Below are 18,549 nucleotides of genomic sequence, written 5' to 3' on the forward strand. Positions count from 1 at the left end.
CCTACATAATCTCTGCAATCTATTGAAATTGTATGGTTTTGTAGGCCGGATAAGGCGTTCACGCCGCATCCGGCATGAACAACGCACACGTTGTCAACAATCTGAGGCCGGGTTCGGCCTGAGAATGATGACAAACGCCAAATTGCCTGATGCGCTACGCTTATCAGGCCTACGCAATCTCTGCAATCTATTGAAATTGCCTGTTTTTGTAGGCCGGATAAGGCGTTCACGCCGCATCCGGCATGAACAACGCGCACGTTGTCAACAATCTGAGGCCGAGTTCGGCCTGAGAATGATGACAAACGCCAAATTGCCTGATGCGCTACGCTTATCAGGCCTACGTAATCACTGCAATCTATTGAAATTGCATGTTTTGTAGGCCGGATAAGGCGTTCACGCCGCATCCGGCATGAACAACGCACACGTTGTCAACAATCTGAGGCCGAGTTCGGCCTGAGAATGATGACAAACGCCAAATTGCCTGATGCGCTACGCTTATCAGGCCTACGTAATCACTGCAATCTATTGAAATTGCCTGTTTTTGTAGGCCGGATAAGGCGTTCACGCCGCATCCGGCATGAACAAAGCGCACGTTGTCAACAGTCTGAGGCCGGGGTCGGCCTGAGAATGATGACAAACGCCAAATTGCCTGATGCGCTACGCTTATCAGGCCTACGTAATCACTGCAATCTATTGAAATTGCCTGTTTTTGTAGGCCGGATAAGGCGTTTACGCCGCATCCGGCATGAACAACGTGCACGTTGTTAACAATCAGAACGCCACGATCTGTGGCGTTGAGAATGATGACAAACGCAAAATTGCCTGATGCGCTACGCTTATCAGGCCTACATAATCTCTGCAATCTATTGAAATTGCATGTTTTGTAGGCCGGATAAGGCGTTCACGCCGCATCCGGCATGAACAACGCACACGTTGTCAACAATCTGAGGCCGAGTTCGGCCTGAGAATGATGACAAACGCAAAATGGCCTGATGCGCTACGCTTATCAGGCCTACGTAATCACTGCAATCTATTGAAATTGCATGTTTTGTAGGCCGGATAAGGCGTTTACGCCGCATCCGGCATGAACAACGCGCACGTTGTCAACAATCTGAATGCCACGATCTGTGGCGTTTTTTTTCTTCATGAATTAATCCTGCGTTGTAATTAATCTATACAACAAATTTAAATCACAGAATCATAAATTTAAAAAATACAATCAATTCCATTCTGATAAAAATTCACACATTTTTTCTTTTGCACGCCTTTTTATAACGAACCTAAGCCTTGTAACAAAAATCATCAAAATATGTGCGGTTGCTCATGTTATTACATTCTGGTTACAGAAAGAGATTGATAATTCGCGTCGCGAAAAATAGTCTATCCCTGTAGTCGGCGAGCCTTTCCTCTCCGCTACTTTTTTAATTTTTATTTTTTTCGCTGTTCACCTGTGGTGCAGCAATTTATACGTCAAAGAGGATTAACCCATGCGTACGTTTAGTGGCAAACGTAGTACGCTGGCGCTGGCTATCGCCGGTGCTACAGCAATGTCGGGCTTTATGGCAATGCCGGAGGCTCGCGCCGAAGGATTCATCGACGATTCAACCTTAACCGGCGGTATCTATTACTGGCAGCGTGAACGCGACCGTAAAGATGTTACTGACGGCGACAAATACAAAACCAACCTTTCTCACTCTACCTGGAATGCCAACCTCGATTTTCAGTCTGGTTATGCTGCTGATATGTTCGGCCTTGATATTGCTGCGTTTACGGCGATTGAAATGGCAGAAAACGGCGATAGCTCCCACCCGAACGAAATCGCGTTTTCAAAAAGCAATAAAGCCTATGACGAAGACTGGTCCGGCGATAAAAGCGGTATAAGCCTGTATAAAGCTGCGGCCAAATTTAAATACGGTCCGGTGTGGGCGAGGGCAGGTTATATTCAGCCAACCGGTCAGACGCTGTTAGCGCCGCACTGGAGCTTTATGCCGGGTACTTATCAGGGCGCGGAAGCTGGGGCAAATTTTGATTACGGCGATGCTGGTGCGCTGAGTTTCTCCTACATGTGGACCAACGAATATAAAGCGCCGTGGCATCTGGAAATGGATGAGTTTTATCAGAACGATAAAACCACCAAAGTTGATTATCTGCACTCCCTTGGGGCGAAGTACGACTTCAAAAATAACTTCGTGCTGGAAGCGGCGTTTGGTCAGGCTGAAGGATATGTCGATCAATATTTTGCCAAAGCCAGCTACAAATTTGATATCGCAGGTAGCCCGTTAACTACCAGCTACCAGTTCTATGGTACGCGCGATAAAGTTGACGATCGTAGCGTCAACGATCTTTATGATGGCACCGCCTGGCTGCAAGCGTTGACCTTTGGTTACCGGGCGGCAGACGTAGTGGATTTGCGCCTCGAAGGCACCTGGGTTAAAGCCGACGGTCAGCAAGGATACTTCCTGCAACGTATGACCCCAACCTACGCGTCCTCGAATGGTCGCCTGGATATCTGGTGGGATAACCGCTCTGACTTTAACGCCAACGGCGAAAAAGCGGTCTTCTTCGGCGCGATGTATGATCTGAAAAACTGGAATCTTCCAGGCTTTGCCATCGGCGCTTCCTACGTTTACGCATGGGATGCTAAACCCGCGACCTGGCAGAGCAATCCGGATGCGTACTACGACAAGAACCGGACGATTGAAGAATCTGCATACAGCCTGGATGCGGTCTACACTATTCAGGACGGTCGCGCCAAAGGCACGATGTTCAAACTGCACTTCACCGAATACGACAACCACTCCGACATCCCAAGCTGGGGCGGTGGTTACGGCAACATCTTCCAGGATGAGCGCGACGTGAAATTTATGGTCATTGCACCATTCACCATCTTCTGATGTCAGATGCGGTAGGCATTTCGCCTGCCGTACGCTTGAGGAATTCGCTATATCCCACAGGAAGATAGCCGCCTGAAAGAGGCGTACAGCGCCTGTATCAATACCGCTCAGGGATCGCCAGAAAAAAATCGAAGTCTGTCAGAGAGTGTTAAAGGTGTTGAAGAAAGAGAAACAATATCAACAGGTTGCTAATCAGGAGAATGTGCAGGCTGGATTATCAACAGTACCTGCGTGCAACGCAGACTGGCGGCGAACAGGCGATGAAAGCTGATTGTGATAAAGTCTGGCAGGAAATTCGTAATAATCACACTGTGCAGTAAACAAAACCAATCTGCGGTTTAGCTGAGACTGATGGCAAACTTAAAAGCTCTTTTCTCTTCCTTATTTTCCAACCATAAAAAAGCCAACCGTCAGGTTGGTTCAGACTGCTGACAAAGTGCGCTTTGTTCATGCCGGATGCGGCGTGAACGCCTTATCCGGCCTACAAGAACATGCACTTCAATAGATCGCAGAGATTACGTAGGCCTGATAAGCGTAGCGCATCAGGCAATTTGCGTTTGTCATCATTCTCAACCAACTGCCAGGTTGGCTTTTCACTTGCAAAAGTATTATTTGCTTTCGTGCGCGTGCTCATCTTCGCGGCAATCGCCTTCGGCGCAGTGACCGTAAAGATAGAGACTATGGTTAGTCAGGCGAATGCCGTGTTTCGCGGCGATTTCACGCTGACGCGCTTCGATGGAATCATCACTAAATTCGATGACCTTGCCACAGTCGAGGCAGATTAAGTGATCGTGGTGATGTTGCTGTGTCAGTTCAAATACGGATTTACCGCCTTCAAAATTGTGGCGGGTGACGATACCCGCGTCGTCAAACTGGTTCAGTACGCGATATACCGTAGCCAGACCAATTTCTTCACCCATATCGATCAGACGTTTGTATAAATCTTCCGCACTGACGTGATGGTTGTCCGGCTCCTGAAGAACTTCCAGGATTTTTAAACGAGGAAGCGTTACTTTCAGGCCAGCTTTCTTTAGGGCGGTATTGTTATCAGTCATGCGGAATCTGTCCTGTTACTAAGCGGTTCACTTCATTAGAAGAAGTGACAGAATTTGCTCTTGAGATAATGCGTATCATTATAGAATTGCCACGTCTAAATGAAAACCACAAGTCCCTGGCAAATATTGTTAATAAAAACGTGGCACAGCTTACATTTACAACGGCAATACCACTTGAACACTGGAACATTGTACAGGTACAACAGCAAAAGTTACAAATTTGTAGCAATTATTTTGATTGGCATTATCTATTAATACGGCGTAGACACGAGTCTACGCCGCATCACATCAGGCATTGAGAATTTCGTCGAGATGCAACTCTTCAGAAATCTGTTTAACCCATTTTTCTACACGTTCAGCGGTCAGTTCCGGCTGACGGTCTTCGTCAATAGCCAGTCCGACAAAGTGGTCGTCATCTGCCAGACCTTTTGATGCTTCGAAATGGTAGCCCGCAGTTGGCCAGTGACCAACGATGGTTGCACCGCGCGGTTCAATGATGTCGCGGATGGTGCCCAATGCGTCACAGAAGTATTCAGCGTAATCTTCCTGGTCGCCGCAACCAAACAGCGCAACCAGTTTGCCATTGAAATCAATCTCTTCGAGAGTCGGGAAGAAGTCATCCCAGTCACACTGCGCTTCGCCGTAATACCAGGTTGGGATGCCCAGCAGCAGAATGTCATAAGCTTCCAGATCTTCTTTGCTGCTTTTTGCAATGTCATGGACATCGGCAACGTCTTTACCAAGCTGTTTCTGAATCATTTTTGCGATATTTTCGGTATTACCGGTGTCGCTGCCGAAAAAGATGCCAGTGATAGCCATGAGTGAAATAACCTCTTGAAACTTATTGGAATGGGGGTGGAAAATTGCCCACGGATAAAGGCAATCATAGCAGAACAGGCAGTCTTGCGGAATCAGCAAACGAGCAGGACTGCACACTGTGCTACATGAAAGTGGAAATTTAAACGATGCCCTGACTACGCAGCGCCGCCAGTTGCTGCATTAACATCTCTTCGATCAGTTCGCTACGGCTCATATTACGCGATTCTGCCAGCTCGTTCAGCGCCTCGACAGCTTCCGCGTTCAGCTTCAGTTCGACACGCTTAAGGCCACGTACTTTGTCGCGTTTTAGCTGGTTGCGTTTATTAATACGCAGCTGTTCATCACGCGAAAGCGGATTAGTTTTCGGTCGTCCCGGTCGACGCTCGTGCGCGAACAGATCTAATGTCGTACGGTCCGTTTGTTCTTTGGCCATGATCTTGGTGACTTCGGGGGAAACAATCAGCCAGGCGCCTGCCCGGATGGATAGCGCGCCATAATACATCAGCACGATGAGTCACGCCAACGCCCACGCGCGGAAAGCGACGCGGACGCTGGGTTTTTAATCAGTTGCGTTAATCATTGAGATAGCGACGGATAGCACGTAATACCGCGTCCGGTTTTTCAGCATGGACCCAGTGACCCGCGCCTGCAATCACATGCGCCCGTGCCTGTGGAAATTGTGCCAGTAAATCATCACGGTATTGTTCGCTAACATACGGAGAATTGCCGCCAGGGATCAACAGGGCAGGGTGGTCCCATGCCGGGATTTTCTCCCAACCCACAATATGCGGATACTGATCCCACAATACCGGCACGTTAAAGCGCCACTCTCCGTCAACAAAAGATTTCAGTAAAAACTGAATCACCCCTTCTTCATTAAGATGCTGGCGCATTATTGCCGCTGCTTGCTGGCGAGTTTGTGCGTCGGATCCACTGACTGCGTTGATGGCAGCGAAAATCTCATCATGACGGCGCACGTGATAGTCGACCGGCGCGATATCAATCGCCACCAGTTTATCGATGCGATCGGGGGCCAGTGCAGTAAGTGCCATCACCGCTTTCCCCCCCATTGAGTGACCAATAAATGTCGCCTTATCGATCTGCTGCGCATCCAGGGTATCAACAAGATCCTGAGCCATCGCCGGGTAATTCATTACCGGATCTTTCGGTGAAAGACCGTGGTTACGCATATCAACCTGGATGATATTGTGATCGTTTACCAGATCGCGAGCCAGTACACCAAGGTTGTCGAGGCTGCCAAACAGACCATGAACAAGAACGATGGGAGAATTATTGTGCTGGTTTTGTGCAGTTTGCGCGCGGATATTCAATTTCATGGCAAAGTTCTTTTTTTCGCGTTGTCGGGTTAGGGTATTATGTTGACCATTGTGCCACAGGGCTGCAACAAATAAGGTTTAATCCGAGTTTTTCTGCAAGCCAGGCTTGACGCTATCCGCTGCCGGGATTTATTCATATACTCCTGGCGACTTGTATTCAGCTAAGACACTGCACTGGATTAAGATGAAAACGATTGAAGTTGATGATGAACTCTACAGCTATATTGCCAGCCACACTAAGCATATCGGCGAGAGCGCATCCGACATTTTACGGCGTATGTTGAAATTTTCCGCCGCATCACAGCCTGCTGCTCCGGTGACGAAAGAGGTTCGCGTTGCGTCACCTGCTATCGTCGAAGCGAAGCCGGTCAAAACGATTAAAGACAAGGTTCGCGCGATGCGTGAACTTCTGCTTTCGGACGAATACGCAGAGCAAAAGCGAGCGGTCAATCGCTTTATGCTGCTGTTGTCTACACTATATTCTCTTGACGCCCAGGCGTTTGCCGAGGCAACGGAATCATTGCACGGTCGTACACGCGTTTACTTTGCGGCAGATGAGCAAACGCTGCTGAAAAATGGTAATCAGACCAAGCCAAAACATGTGCCTGGTACGCCGTATTGGGTGATCACCAACACCAACACTGGCCGTAAATGCAGCATGATCCAACACATCATGCAGTCGATGCAATTCCCGGTGGAATTGATTGAGAAGGTTTGCGGAACTATCTAACACGTTGCAGACAAAGGACAAAGCAATGGCAATCCACAATCGTGCAGGCCAACCTGCACAACAGAGTGATTTGATTAACGTCGCCCAACTGACGGCGCAATATTATGTACTGAAACCAGAAGCAGGGAATGCGGAGCACGCGGTGAAATTCGGTACTTCCGGTCACCGTGGCAGTGCAGCGCGCCACAGCTTTAATGAGCCGCACATTCTGGCAATCGCTCAGGCAATTGCTGAAGAACGTGCGAAGAACGGCATCACTGGCCCTTGCTATGTGGGTAAAGATACTCACGCTCTGTCCGAGCCTGCATTCATTTCCGTACTGGAAGTGCTGGCAGCGAACGGCGTTGATGTTATTGTGCAGGAAAACAATGGCTTCACTCCGACGCCTGCCGTTTCCAATGCCATTCTGGTTCACAATAAAAAAGGTGGCCCGCTGGCAGACGGTATCGTGATTACACCGTCCCATAACCCGCCGGAAGATGGTGGTATCAAGTACAATCCACCAAATGGTGGCCCGGCTGATACCAACGTCACCAAAGTGGTGGAAGACAGGGCCAACGCACTGCTGGCTGATGGCCTGAAAGGCGTGAAGCGTATCTCCCTCGACGAAGCGATGGCATCCGGTCATGTGAAAGAGCAGGATCTGGTGCAGCCGTTTGTGGAAGGTCTGGCCGATATCATTGATATGGCAGCAATTCAGAAAGCGGGCCTGACGTTGGGTGTCGATCCGCTGGGCGGTTCCGGTATCGAATACTGGAAGCGCATTGGCGAGTATTACAACCTCAACCTGACCATCGTTAACGATCAGGTCGATCAAACCTTCCGCTTTATGCACCTCGATAAAGACGGCGCGATCCGTATGGACTGCTCCTCCGAGTGTGCGATGGCGGGCCTGCTGGCTCTGCGTGATAAGTTCGATCTGGCGTTTGCTAACGACCCGGATTATGACCGTCACGGTATCGTCACTCCGGCAGGTTTGATGAATCCGAACCACTACCTGGCGGTGGCGATCAACTACCTGTTCCAGCATCGTCCGCAGTGGGGCAAAGATGTTGCTGTCGGTAAAACGCTGGTTTCATCTGCAATGATCGACCGTGTGGTCAACGATTTGGGCCGTAAGCTGGTAGAAGTCCCGGTAGGTTTCAAATGGTTTGTTGATGGTCTGTTCGATGGCAGCTTCGGCTTTGGCGGCGAAGAGAGCGCAGGGGCTTCCTTCCTGCGTTTCGACGGTACGCCGTGGTCGACTGATAAAGACGGCATCATTATGTGTCTGCTGGCGGCAGAAATCACCGCTGTCACCGGTAAGAATCCGCAGGAACATTATAACGAACTGGCTAAACGCTTTGGTGCGCCGAGCTATAACCGTTTGCAGGCAGCTGCGAGTTCCGCACAAAAAGCGGCGTTGTCTAAGCTGTCTCCAGAAATGGTGAGCGCCAGCACCCTGGCAGGCGACCCGATCACCGCGCGCCTGACGGCGGCACCGGGCAACGGTGCTTCTATCGGCGGTCTGAAAGTGATGACTGACAACGGCTGGTTCGCCGCGCGTCCGTCAGGTACGGAAGATGCATATAAGATCTACTGCGAAAGCTTCCTCGGGGAAGAACATCGCAAGCAGATCGAGAAAGAAGCGGTTGAGATTGTTAGCGAAGTTCTGAAAAACGCGTAATCACCGAAAGTAAGAAAAAGGGTGGTCGGAAGAGCGCCCTTTTTTACTTATGACTGCCTGATGCGCTACGCTTATCAGGCCTACGAGATATATTGAATTTGCATGATTTTGTAGGCTGGATAAGGCGTCACGCCGCATCCGGCAATTCAGCTTCCTAAAGTATAAACCGATACCCAATCCCGGTTTCGGTAATAAAATGGCGGGGGCGGTCGGAAGATCGCCCTTTTTTACTTATGACAGCCTGATGCGCTACGCTTATCAGGCCTACGAGATATATTGAATTTGCATGACTTTGTAGGCTGGATAAGGCGTTTACGCCGCATCCGGCAATTCAGCTTCTTAAAGCATAAACCGATACCCAATCCCGGTTTCGGTAATAAAATGGCGGGGGCGGGCGGGATCTTGCTCCAGTTTTTGTCGCAGATGCCCCATATAAATACGCAAATAATGACTGTGCTCGACCGCGTTTGGTCCCCACACCTGGTTAAGGAGCTGGCGCTGGGTGAGCACTTTTCCGGCGTTGTTGAGCAGCACCGCCAGTAAGCGGAACTCAATCGGCGTGAGATGCACCTCTTCCTCACCCCGGTGAATCATGCGGGCAGCTAAATCGACGGTAACATCGGAAAATTTCACCACCGGATCGGGCGTGGCGGTGGCAGAGTGGCGGCGTAAAGCGACGCGCAGACGGGCCTGCAATTCACCAATGCCAAATGGCTTACTCAGATAATCATCAGCTCCGGCATCCAGCGCGGCGATTTTGTCGCTCTCTTCGCTACGTGCGGAAAGCACAATCACCGGCACCGCGCTCCACTGGCGCAGGTCGCGGATAAACTCAATCCCATCACCATCGGGCAGGCCGAGATCGAGAATAATCAAATCTGGCTTACGGGTTGCCGCTTCCAGCAAGCCGCGTTGCAGCGTTTCAGCCTCAAAGACGCGCATACCGTCGCCTTCCAGCGCCGTGCGCAGAAAGCGACGAATAGCCTGTTCATCTTCAACAATCAGAACGTTTGTCACATATCCTCATGAAATTCTTCAAGTTCAGGGGCAGTTTGCTGGGGAAGTGTAACACGAAAACAGGCCCCACCTTCCGGTCGGTTGAACGCGGTAATGGTGCCGCCGTGTACATCCACAATCGCCCGACAAATTGCCAGCCCAAGCCCGACACCCGGCACCGCCGACTCTTTATTTCCGCGAGCAAACTTATCGAAAATCGTTTGCTCCTGGCCTGGTGGAAGGCCGGGGCCGTTATCCCAGACATCCAATTGTAGCTTCTCGCCCTCAACGTGGGCATCGATACCAATTTCGGCCTGCGCACCCGCGTATTTCACCGCGTTCTCCAGCAGATTAATCAGCACCCGTTCAAAGAGTGGCCCGTCAACGTGGATTAAGGTCAGCGGTTCTGGCAGAGAAAGATTGATGGGCGATGATAAACCCGGTTCCAGCATTTGCAGCGCACTGCCGACCACTTCTTCCAGCGTTAACCACTCTTTCTTCAAATTAAAGCCGCCGGACTGAATTCGCGCCATATCCAGTAGATTATTCACCAGTCGGGTAGTATTCAGCACATGCTGACGAATCTCGCTGGCCTGGCGGGCGTGGGGCGATCCTTCACTTGCCAGATCGAGCGTTAAGATTTCGGCCTGACCGAACAGCACCGTAAGCGGAGTGCGTAAATCATGCGAAAGCGCCGCCAGCAGGGCGTTGCGGATCTGTTCACGTTCGCTTGCCATCCGCGCCTGTTCTTCGCTGGCGGTCAGCGTCAGGCGTTCCAGGGCATTAGCGACTAACAGCGTAAACGTTTCCAGCAGACGTTGCTGTTCCGGGATCATCAATTGGCGCAGATTCCCCGGTTCCACCACCACCAGTCCGTAGGTTTTCTCACCGCTTTTTAACGGTAAAATCTGGTATGGCACGCCGGGTAACGTGTCGGTACCCGCGCCCGCAGGCAGGCTTTTGTCAAAACTCCACTGTGCGATGGCATCGTCCCACGGCGTCATTCCTTGCGGATGCGTCAACGGCTGCAATTTGCCATTGTCATCAGGCAGCAACACCTGGCTACGGGCATGAAACGTGGAGGCAATAAATTGTTCGCTGGTGGCGGCAATATCCTGCGGGCTGCGGCCCACCGCCAGAGCTTTGGACATTTCATATAAATGCCGCGTGCGTTGTTCGCGGTAACGGGCTACCCGCGCCTGATAACGCACGCCAGCAGTAAGGTTCCCGATCACCAGTCCGACGGTTAACATCACCGTGAAGGTCAGCAGATATTGCACATCAGAGACGGCGAGCGTGCCGCGTGGGGTGATAAAAAAGAGATCGAAACTCACCACGTTAATGACGGTGGCGACCACCGAAGGCCAGCGTCCATAAAAGAGTGCCACCACCACCACGCCAAGCAGATACAGCATCACCAGGTTGGCGGCATCAAACGTCATCAGCCACTGCATGGCAATTAAGGTGATAACGGTGCATAACGCGGCGGCAACCATGCATCCCTGAATCTGTACCCGCCACTTGTCTTTAAAAGAGCGGCTATCCGGCGCGTTGTTAATCGTGCGGGCGGGGGGTTTATCAAGCGCGACCAGCACCTGATCGAGATCGGGGGCGATGCGTGCGAGTCGGTCAGCAAAAGTGTCCCGACGCCACCAGCGGCGTGAGGCCGGGCGCCCGAGAATAATCTTGCCGAGATTATGTTCACGGGCATAACGCACTACCGCTTTCTCTTCCGCTGGATCAGAAAGTGTTGCCGTCTCCGCACCCAGCTCCTGTGCCAGACGTAAGGCGCTGAGAATTGCCCGACGTTTTTTCTCAGGTAAGCGGTGCAGAGCAGGGGTTTCAACATACACCGCGTGCCAGACGCTTCCCAGACGCGAGGCCAGCCGCGCCGCCGCGCGGACCAGTTTCTCACTGCCGGTGTTATGCCCAATACATAAAAGGATCGCGTCGCGCGTGTGCCAGACTTTCTCTTCGCCAGGCCGCCCCCGCCAGGCGCGCATTTGCTCATCTACGCGATCGGCAGTACGGCGCAGTGCCAGTTCGCGCAGGGCGATTAGATTACCCTTGCGGAAAAAATGTTCAATGGCGCGTTCTGCCTGCCCGGCAATATAGACTTTACCTTCTTTCAGCCGTTGACGCAGATCGTCCGGGGGCAAGTCCACCAGCACCACGTCGTCGGCAGCATCAAAAAAAGGATCAGGTACGGTTTCCCGCACCTGAATTCCGGTGACGCCACTGACCACATCGTTCAGGCTTTCCAGATGCTGAACGTTGACGGTAGTAAAAACATCAATGCCTGCTTCCAGCAGCTCTTCGATATCCTGCCAGCGTTTAGGGTGACGAGAGCCAGGCGCATTACTGTGCGCCAGTTCGTCCATTAAGATCAGCGCCGGACGGCGGGCGAGGGCGGCATCGAGATCAAACTCGCTGATATGTCGCCCACGGTGCGCCTGGCGTTTCAGCGGCAGAACAGCCAGCCCTTCCAGCATTGCTGCGGTATCTTTTCGCCCGTGGGTTTCTACCACGCCAACCACAATATCCAGCCCTTGCGCCCGCAGTCGCTGGGCTTCTGCCAGCATCGCCCAGGTTTTCCCGACACCTGCACAGGCACCGAAGAAAATTTTTAGCTTCCCCCGATGCGGCGCGGCAGTTTGTTCCAGCAGGCGATCGGGGTCGGGACGTAAGGGTTCGTTATTCATTAAGCTTATCCAACGCCAGATTGAGTTCGACAATGTTGACGACCGGCTGGCCAATATATTTCACCAGAGGTTGTTGGCTGTATTTTGCAACCAGTTGCGTGAGTTGTTCAACGCTGAGATTACGCGCTTTCGCCACGCGTGGGATCTGCCAGACCGCCGCTTGCGGGGTGATGTTATTGTCCAGCCCGCTTGCCGACGCCGTCACCAGTTCAACCGGAACGCTCGAGCTGGCATCCGGGTTCGCGGCCCGTAATGCGGCAACGCGTGCGGCTATCTGTTTATCCAGCTCCGGGTTACTGACTGCCAGATTGCTCCCGCCAGAAGCCTGTGGATTATAGGGAATTTCTGCTGTTACCGACGGGCGACCATGAAAATAGCCGTTACCGGTAAAATTCTGCCCGATTAATGCCGAGCCACGCACCGTATCACCTTCACGAATCAACGAACCGTTGGCCTGCCAGGAAAACCACCATTGCCCCAGCGCGGTAGTCAGCAGCGGGTAAACGCCGCCAGTAATCAATAACAGAAAGATAAATGTTGATAATGCCGGACGTAATCCACTCATGGTAAACCTCACACCAGACCGCAAACGGTCAGCAGTAAATCAATGACTTTGATACCAATAAACGGCACCAGCAGCCCACCCAGACCGTAAATCCATAAGTTACGGCGCAACATGGCAGAAGCGGTAAGCGGTTTATAACTCACGCCTTTTAACGCCAGGGGAATCAAAAAGACGATAATCAAGGCGTTGAAAATGACCGCACTGAGAATGGCTGAGTCGGGCGAATGCAGGCGCATGATGTTCAGCGCATTTAACTGCGGATACGTTGCCGCGAACGCTGCCGGAATAATGGCGAAGTATTTCGCTACATCGTTGGCGATGCTGAAGGTGGTAAGCGAACCACGGGTCATCAGCATCTGTTTGCCAATGTGCACCACCTCGATCAACTTGGTTGGGTTGGAGTCGAGATCCACCATATTGCCCGCTTCTTTCGCCGCCTGAGTGCCGGAGTTCATCGCCACCGCGACATCTGCCTGCGCCAGCGCCGGAGCATCGTTGGTGCCGTCGCCGGTCATCGCCACCAAACGGCCTTCTGCCTGATACTGACGAATCAATGCCAGCTTGGCCTCCGGTGTCGCTTCGGCGAGAAAATCATCGACGCCCGCTTCAGCAGCAATCGCGGCGGCAGTCAGACGGTTATCACCGGTAATCATCACCGTTTTAATGCCCATTTGGCGCAGTTGCGCGAAGCGCTCTTTAATGCCGCCTTTGACGATATCTTTCAGCGCAATTACGCCCAGCACGCGTGAACCTTCCACCACCACCAGCGGCGTGGCCCCCTGACGCGCAACCTGATCGACTTTTTGATCGACATCGGCAGGGAAGTGACTACCGTTAGCCTCAACATGGCGGCGAATGGCATCGACAGAACCTTTACGGATCATGCGGTTGTCGATGTTGATCCCGCTCATCCGGCTTTGCGCAGTAAACGGTATAAAGGTCGCATGGAGCGACTGCACATCGCGCTCGCGCAGGTTAAAACGCTGCTTGGCGAGGATCACAATACTGCGGCCCTCCGGCGTTTCATCAGCCAGCGAAGCCAGTTGTGCGGCGTTGGCCAGCGTTTTTTCCTCTACGCCCTGCGCAGGGATAAACTCCGACGCCTGACGGTTACCGAGTGTGATGGTGCCGGTTTTATCCAGTAGCAGAACGTCAACGTCACCCGCCGCTTCAACAGCACGTCCGCTGGTGGCAATCACATTCGCGCCCAGCATCCGGCTCATCCCGGCGACGCCGATTGCTGACAACAAGCCGCCGATGGTGGTTGGGATCAGACAGACCAGCAGCGCCACCAGTACCGTTACGCTGACTGCATTACCGCCCCACGCGGAAAACGGCCACAGTGTGGCGGTTGCCAGTAGAAAGACGATAGTCAGGGCAATCAGCAGGATGGTCAGAGCAATCTCGCTCGGCGTTTTACGTCGCTGTGCGCCTTCCACCATCGCGATCATCCGATCCAAAAATGTCTCGCCGGGGTTAACGCTGCACTCAATCACCAGCCAGTCAGAAAGAATACGCGTGCCGCCAGTGACGGAGGCAAAATCACCGCCGGATTCACGGATCACCGGTGCCGATTCCCCGGTGATAGCGCTTTCATCGACCGATGCGCCACCTTCAATAACTTCACCATCGCAGGGGATGATATCGCCGGCTTCTACCAGCACGATATCGCCTTTACGCAATTGATCGGCGGGAATTTTGTCTGCCGCAGCACCATATTTTGGCTCACGCAGTTTGCGAGCAAAGGCAGTTTTTTTCACCCCTTTCAGGCTGTTGGCCTGTGCTTTACTGCGGCCTTCTGCCAGCGCCTCGGCGAAATTTGCGAACAGTACGGTGACCCACAGCCAGCTGCTAATTGCCGCGCTAAACAGCGCATTGCCTGGCATCGCGCCGCTTGCCATCGCGATGCTAATACAGGTGGTCAGCAGACTGCCGATCCAGACGATAAACATCACCGGATTGCGCCATTGCGCCTGCGGGTTTAATTTTTTCACCGCTTCTTTCAGCGCCTGAACGACAAGTGTTGGTTCGAATAGCGCCAGTTGTTTACGACTCATATTCAGTGCTCACTCAATATCATCAGGAGAGATATTCCGCCACCGGACCAAGCGCCAGGGCAGGGATAAAGGTCAGTGCGCCAACCAGCAATACGGTGCCGATTAACAGACCTACAAACAACGGGCCGTGCGTAGGCAGTGTGCCGGAACTGGCGGGTTGGCTCTTTTTACTCACCATCGAACCGGCAATTGCCATCACCGGGATAATCACCCCGAAGCGCCCGACAAACATGCAGAACGCCAATAAACAGTTCCAGAACGGAGAGTTAGCGCTTAATCCGGCAAAGGCGCTGCCATTGTTGTTAGCAGCGGACGACACGGCGTACAGCACTTCGCTAAAACCGTGCGGGCCAGGGTTGAGCATGGCGCTACGTCCGGCGTCGGTCATCATCGCCAGTGCCGCGCCCATCAGCACCAGTGTTGGAGTAACCAGAATCGCCAGCGCAGTCAGTTTCATCTCGCGTACGTCGATTTTTTTACCCAGATATTCTGGCGTGCGACCAATCATCAGCCCGGCAATAAACACCGCCAGCAGGACGAACAGCATCATGCCGTAAAGACCAGAACCGACCCCGCCGAATACCACTTCACCAATTTGCATCAACCACATCGGCACCATGCCGCCGAGAGCGGTAAAAGAATCATGCATCGCAATCACTGCACCGCAGGAAGCCGCCGTGGTCACGACCGCAAACAGACTACTGACCAGCACGCCGAAACGGCTCTCTTTACCTTCCATATTGATGCTGCTGTCCGCGCCCAGTGCCAGCAGATGAGGATTACCCTGAACTTCTGCCCACATCACCACGCCTACGCAGATGACAAAAATCACCGACATCGCCCACAGCAACATTCGCCCCTGGCGACGATCGCCCGCCACTTCGCCAAAAGCAAAGCACAACGCTGTTGGGATCAAGAAGATTGCCAGCATTTGCACGAAGTTGGTCAGCGCGGTCGGGTTTTCAAACGGATGCGATGAGTTGGCATTAAAGAAACCACCGCCGTTAGTGCCGAGCATCTTGATCGCTTCCTGAGAGGCCACCGGACCCATTGGTAACAGCTGTTGCGCTCCTTCAACGGTCGTCACCGGCTGATAGGGTAGAAAGTTTTGCAGTGCACCTTGTTGAATAAAAAACAGCGCGATCAACAACGCCAGCGGGACTAATACCCATAACGTGATGCGTAGCAGATCGACCCAGGCGTTCCCGAGTGTGCTCATGCTCTGGCGGGTAAATGCACGGATGAGGGCAAAAATCACCGTAATCCCGCTGGCGGCAGAAAGAAAGTTTTGCACCGTTAAGCCCGCCATCTGGCTGAAATAGCTCAACGTGGTTTCACCACTGTAAGATTGCCAGTTGGTATTCGTGACAAAGCTGACCGCAGTATTCAGCGCCAGATCCCACGACAGCCCCGGCAGTTCCTGCGGATTAAGCGGCAGATAGTGCTGACCGAGCAACATAAAAAACAGCACCGCCAGCCCTAGCATATTCAGGCCGAGAATGGCTGAGAGATACTGCTGCCAGTTCATCTCATGGTCAGAGACGCCAAGTACACGAAAGAGTACGCGTTCAACGCCCGCTGTACCGGGAAGAGGTATGTCATTAATCAACCGCGCCAGTCCGCTGCCTAAAGGACGCGCCAGCACCATTAATACCAGTAAAAACGTGGCAATCAGTAAGAACCCTTGCGCAGCCATCAGAACGCCTCCGCATTGATCAGGGCATAAACCAGATAACCCAGTAATAAAAACACCAGCAACACGCCAGCTATCACGCCTGCACTCACAGTGCACCTCCAGTGGCCTAAAAGTGATACCGGAAGGGTAGAATTCTGGCTGCAAAGATTTCGCAAAAATCTGCGGACGGGGTGTAAAAAAAGTATAAAAATGGCAAAAGCCATGTGTTAACTAATGGTTAGTATTTGTTTAACTTTTTTGTAACTCAGTTACGGAGTGAATGTAAATAAACCCTCAATAAGTAAAAATAAGTGGTCGGATGAGTGGTAAAATTACACAAAAGGCGGTACTATTTTCATCAGATAAACAAATTCATTTTTCCGGTGCCATTCACTGGGTAGATACAAAAGGGGAGAAAAGTATGGAACTCTACAGAGAATATCCTGCATGGCTTATCTTTTTACGCCGTACTTCTGCGGTTGCAGCGGGCGTTCTGGCGCTGCCTTTTATGCTTTTCTGGAAAGACCGTGCTCGCTTTTATAGCTATCTGCACCGCGTCTGGTCGAAAACCAGCGATAAACCGGTGTGGATGGATCAGGCCGAAAAGGCAACTGGTGATTTTTATTGATTGCTGAGTTTTGAATACATTGAAAACCGCCAGCGGAAACGTTGGCGGTTTTTTTATTAGGAAGAAGTTCAGATAAATATTTAGACACTGTATTACCCAACCTAAATATATTCATGAAATATATATAAATATTTTCCTAATAGTTGCTATCTGACGGATATCTTATTTAAATCTATCTAATAAGTCTTTAGAGTTAGAACCATGAGTGCGGTAGCTATGGGGGTTATCCGGTGCGCCGTAAAACCCCGCAGGGCAGGGTGAGAGCATGAAAAGTATATTTTTTGCACATGCTTGAATAAAGGATAAAATACAATCAGAGACTGTATATTTAGCATGCTAAAAGTCCTGATTGGGATGCGTAATATGTCAAAAAATAAATTAAAAACACAATCCAGTTCTTTAGCGAAGGCAGAAGATAAAAAGAATAAAAATATAAAAACAGGAACTGAACATATGCAGTATTGGATGTATAAAGATGATATTGCGCAGTCCTATAAAGATGACAGAGGTGTATCGAATGGCATTTGTTATAATAAAATAAAATCGTGCGCGGATAAATTGGAATTACAGCCTGGTAATATGCAGACATTGCGAGATATGGTAAAGGTAAAGTAACTATGCACTTTTATCGCAGCCTGTTTTTTATGATAACTTTACCTTTTTGTTGTTTTGCTGAGAGTATTAAAGACGTTATAAAGTGTGATTTTAATAAAAATGATGGGGTTACGTTGGTTTCATTAAAAACAATTGACGGTGATACTCCATATTTATTGTTTGAAAATATTATTGTTAGTGCATTTTTAGATGGAGCTATATATTCAGGGGATATTGTTCTTTCAAAGTGTGTAAATCACTCTCTTATTTTTGCATTAAATTATGGCCCTCCATATATAAAAGGATGTCTGATAACAAGTTTAAATCATGATAGCGGAATGAAGAATAAGTTAAAAGGTTTTTGTTTTGCAGAGAGGAATATTCCAGAAGCTATCTGGTTTGGTAAAAAAAAGACACTAATCATTATTAAAAATGATAATAGGGTGGGGGAGTGGAGAGAAAAGTATATTATTTATGACAGCAGCAAGGAGGCGGCTTATGATTCTTATTCTTTGCCAGAGAAGAAAGGCTATGAAATTTACCCCGTAATTTCTTCAAAATAAAATATTATTGTCAGAAAAACATATGAAAATGATATCTTGTTTTATCTTTAGTATTTTATATTATTAATGGCATTATGTTTGCCTGGGAGGACATATACCCAGGCAGGGAAAGATATATCAACAATGGGAACATATTTCTATTATCCCCGATTACAGACAAGCATGGAGAGTGGAACATAAATAGGCCGCCGGAATCTCCCCGGCAGCCTCTCGCAGAACCGTTATGCGTGGCAGTCTCCTTTCGGTCAATAATAGCAGAACAAAAGAA

At 50.7% G+C, this 18,549-nt stretch carries 17 protein-coding genes and 1 pseudogene; 7 read left to right on the forward strand and 11 right to left on the reverse strand.

Annotated features, from left to right (window positions below):
- Positions 1-1,487: 1,487 nt before the first annotated feature.
- Both chiP and chiQ read left to right on the forward strand, forming a co-directional pair.
- A complete protein-coding gene (chiP, locus tag A7090_RS00675) occupies positions 1,488-2,894 on the forward strand; it encodes a chitoporin ChiP (RefSeq protein WP_105272635.1) in 1,407 nt (468 codons plus the stop codon).
- Between the two features lie 54 nt (positions 2,895-2,948).
- A pseudogene (gene chiQ / locus A7090_RS00680) lies at positions 2,949-3,214 on the forward strand (ChiQ/YbfN family lipoprotein); the annotation flags it as partial.
- A gap of 288 nt (positions 3,215-3,502) precedes the next feature.
- Here chiQ and fur read toward each other — a convergent pair.
- From fur to ybfF, 5 genes are all read right to left on the reverse strand, one after another.
- The gene (fur, locus tag A7090_RS00685; RefSeq protein ID WP_105272636.1) at positions 3,503-3,949 is read right to left on the reverse strand and encodes a ferric iron uptake transcriptional regulator; all 447 of its coding nucleotides are present in this window, start codon (positions 3,947-3,949) and stop codon (positions 3,503-3,505) included.
- Complete coding sequence (gene uof / locus A7090_RS00690) at positions 3,942-4,028, reverse strand: fur leader peptide (protein ID WP_001406816.1); 87 nt, start codon at positions 4,026-4,028, stop codon at positions 3,942-3,944. Before uof ends, fur begins: the two co-directional genes overlap by 8 nt.
- 209 nt (positions 4,029-4,237) lie before the next feature.
- On the reverse strand, positions 4,238-4,768 hold the full coding sequence (gene fldA / locus A7090_RS00695; RefSeq protein WP_001018618.1) for a flavodoxin FldA: 531 nt from the start codon (positions 4,766-4,768) through the stop codon (positions 4,238-4,240).
- A 139-nt stretch (positions 4,769-4,907) separates the two neighbouring features.
- The gene (gene ybfE / locus A7090_RS00700; protein WP_001300829.1) at positions 4,908-5,201 is read right to left on the reverse strand and encodes a LexA regulated protein; all 294 of its coding nucleotides are present in this window, start codon (positions 5,199-5,201) and stop codon (positions 4,908-4,910) included.
- Positions 5,202-5,340: 139 nt separating this feature from the next.
- Complete coding sequence (gene ybfF, locus A7090_RS00705; protein ID WP_105272637.1) at positions 5,341-6,105, reverse strand: esterase; 765 nt, start codon at positions 6,103-6,105, stop codon at positions 5,341-5,343.
- Between the two features lie 184 nt (positions 6,106-6,289).
- Here ybfF and seqA point away from each other — a divergent pair, with 184 nt between their 5' ends.
- Together seqA and pgm are read left to right on the forward strand one after the other, a co-directional pair.
- Positions 6,290-6,835 (forward strand): replication initiation negative regulator SeqA, encoded by a 546-nt coding sequence (gene seqA, locus A7090_RS00710; RefSeq protein ID WP_105272638.1) that lies wholly within the window; start codon positions 6,290-6,292, stop codon positions 6,833-6,835.
- A gap of 25 nt (positions 6,836-6,860) precedes the next feature.
- The gene (gene pgm, locus A7090_RS00715) at positions 6,861-8,501 is read left to right on the forward strand and encodes a phosphoglucomutase (alpha-D-glucose-1,6-bisphosphate-dependent) (RefSeq protein WP_105272639.1); all 1,641 of its coding nucleotides are present in this window, start codon (positions 6,861-6,863) and stop codon (positions 8,499-8,501) included.
- Between the two features lie 339 nt (positions 8,502-8,840).
- Here the strand turns inward: pgm and kdpE are convergent, their stop codons facing one another.
- The 6 genes from kdpE to kdpF are packed head-to-tail and all read right to left on the reverse strand — an operon-like array spanning position 8,841 to position 16,606.
- Positions 8,841-9,518, reverse strand: coding sequence for a two-component system response regulator KdpE (gene kdpE, locus A7090_RS00720; protein WP_105272640.1), 678 nt, complete (start codon positions 9,516-9,518; stop codon positions 8,841-8,843).
- Positions 9,515-12,199 carry a two-component system sensor histidine kinase KdpD gene (kdpD, locus tag A7090_RS00725; protein ID WP_105272641.1) on the reverse strand — a complete coding sequence of 895 codons (2,685 nt, stop codon included), beginning with the start codon at positions 12,197-12,199 and terminating at the stop codon, positions 9,515-9,517. Before kdpD ends, kdpE begins: the two co-directional genes overlap by 4 nt.
- Entirely contained in the window at positions 12,192-12,764 is a 573-nt protein-coding gene (gene kdpC / locus A7090_RS00730) for a K(+)-transporting ATPase subunit C (protein ID WP_105272642.1), read from the reverse strand. Before kdpC ends, kdpD begins: the two co-directional genes overlap by 8 nt.
- An 8-nt stretch (positions 12,765-12,772) precedes the next feature.
- On the reverse strand, positions 12,773-14,821 hold the full coding sequence (kdpB, locus tag A7090_RS00735) for a potassium-transporting ATPase subunit KdpB (RefSeq protein ID WP_105272643.1): 2,049 nt from the start codon (positions 14,819-14,821) through the stop codon (positions 12,773-12,775).
- A 22-nt stretch (positions 14,822-14,843) separates the two neighbouring features.
- Positions 14,844-16,517: a potassium-transporting ATPase subunit KdpA gene (kdpA, locus tag A7090_RS00740; protein ID WP_105272644.1), complete on the reverse strand. Its 1,674-nt coding sequence runs from the start codon at positions 16,515-16,517 to the stop codon at positions 14,844-14,846.
- Positions 16,517-16,606, reverse strand: a complete 90-nt coding sequence (gene kdpF, locus A7090_RS00745; RefSeq protein ID WP_001365534.1) for a K(+)-transporting ATPase subunit F — start codon at positions 16,604-16,606, stop codon at positions 16,517-16,519. The genes kdpA and kdpF overlap by 1 nt, the downstream gene beginning before the upstream one ends.
- Before the next feature lie 311 nt (positions 16,607-16,917).
- Here kdpF and A7090_RS00750 point away from each other — a divergent pair, with 311 nt between their 5' ends.
- The 3 genes from A7090_RS00750 (at position 16,918) to A7090_RS00760 (ending at position 18,281) form a co-directional block, all read left to right on the forward strand.
- Positions 16,918-17,124, forward strand: a complete 207-nt coding sequence (locus A7090_RS00750; RefSeq protein WP_105272645.1) for a YbfA family protein — start codon at positions 16,918-16,920, stop codon at positions 17,122-17,124.
- 363 nt (positions 17,125-17,487) lie between these two features.
- Positions 17,488-17,739, forward strand: coding sequence for a hypothetical protein (locus A7090_RS00755; RefSeq protein ID WP_157941433.1), 252 nt, complete (start codon positions 17,488-17,490; stop codon positions 17,737-17,739).
- A 2-nt stretch (positions 17,740-17,741) separates the two neighbouring features.
- Entirely contained in the window at positions 17,742-18,281 is a 540-nt protein-coding gene (locus tag A7090_RS00760) for a hypothetical protein (protein WP_240246249.1), read from the forward strand.
- Positions 18,282-18,549 lie beyond the last annotated feature (268 nt).

Source organism: Escherichia sp. MOD1-EC7003 (assembly GCF_002965065.1).
In the GTDB taxonomy this organism is placed as follows: Bacteria; Pseudomonadota; Gammaproteobacteria; order Enterobacterales; family Enterobacteriaceae; genus Escherichia.

Coding starts and splice junctions, on each gene's coding strand:
- chiP (WP_105272635.1), top strand. CDS start 1,488: ATGCGTACGTTTAGTGGCAAACGTAGTACGCTGGCGCTGGCTATCGCC.
- fur (WP_105272636.1), bottom strand. CDS start 3,949: ATGACTGATAACAATACCGCCCTAAAGAAAGCTGGCCTGAAAGTAACG.
- uof (WP_001406816.1), bottom strand. CDS start 4,028: ATGATACGCATTATCTCAAGAGCAAATTCTGTCACTTCTTCTAATGAA.
- fldA (WP_001018618.1), bottom strand. CDS start 4,768: ATGGCTATCACTGGCATCTTTTTCGGCAGCGACACCGGTAATACCGAA.
- ybfE (WP_001300829.1), bottom strand. CDS start 5,201: ATGGCCAAAGAACAAACGGACCGTACGACATTAGATCTGTTCGCGCAC.
- ybfF (WP_105272637.1), bottom strand. CDS start 6,105: ATGAAATTGAATATCCGCGCGCAAACTGCACAAAACCAGCACAATAAT.
- seqA (WP_105272638.1), top strand. CDS start 6,290: ATGAAAACGATTGAAGTTGATGATGAACTCTACAGCTATATTGCCAGC.
- pgm (WP_105272639.1), top strand. CDS start 6,861: ATGGCAATCCACAATCGTGCAGGCCAACCTGCACAACAGAGTGATTTG.
- kdpD (WP_105272641.1), bottom strand. CDS start 12,199: ATGAATAACGAACCCTTACGTCCCGACCCCGATCGCCTGCTGGAACAA.
- kdpC (WP_105272642.1), bottom strand. CDS start 12,764: ATGAGTGGATTACGTCCGGCATTATCAACATTTATCTTTCTGTTATTG.
- kdpB (WP_105272643.1), bottom strand. CDS start 14,821: ATGAGTCGTAAACAACTGGCGCTATTCGAACCAACACTTGTCGTTCAG.
- kdpA (WP_105272644.1), bottom strand. CDS start 16,517: ATGGCTGCGCAAGGGTTCTTACTGATTGCCACGTTTTTACTGGTATTA.
- A7090_RS00750 (WP_105272645.1), top strand. CDS start 16,918: ATGGAACTCTACAGAGAATATCCTGCATGGCTTATCTTTTTACGCCGT.
- A7090_RS00755 (WP_157941433.1), top strand. CDS start 17,488: ATGTCAAAAAATAAATTAAAAACACAATCCAGTTCTTTAGCGAAGGCA.
- A7090_RS00760 (WP_240246249.1), top strand. CDS start 17,742: ATGCACTTTTATCGCAGCCTGTTTTTTATGATAACTTTACCTTTTTGT.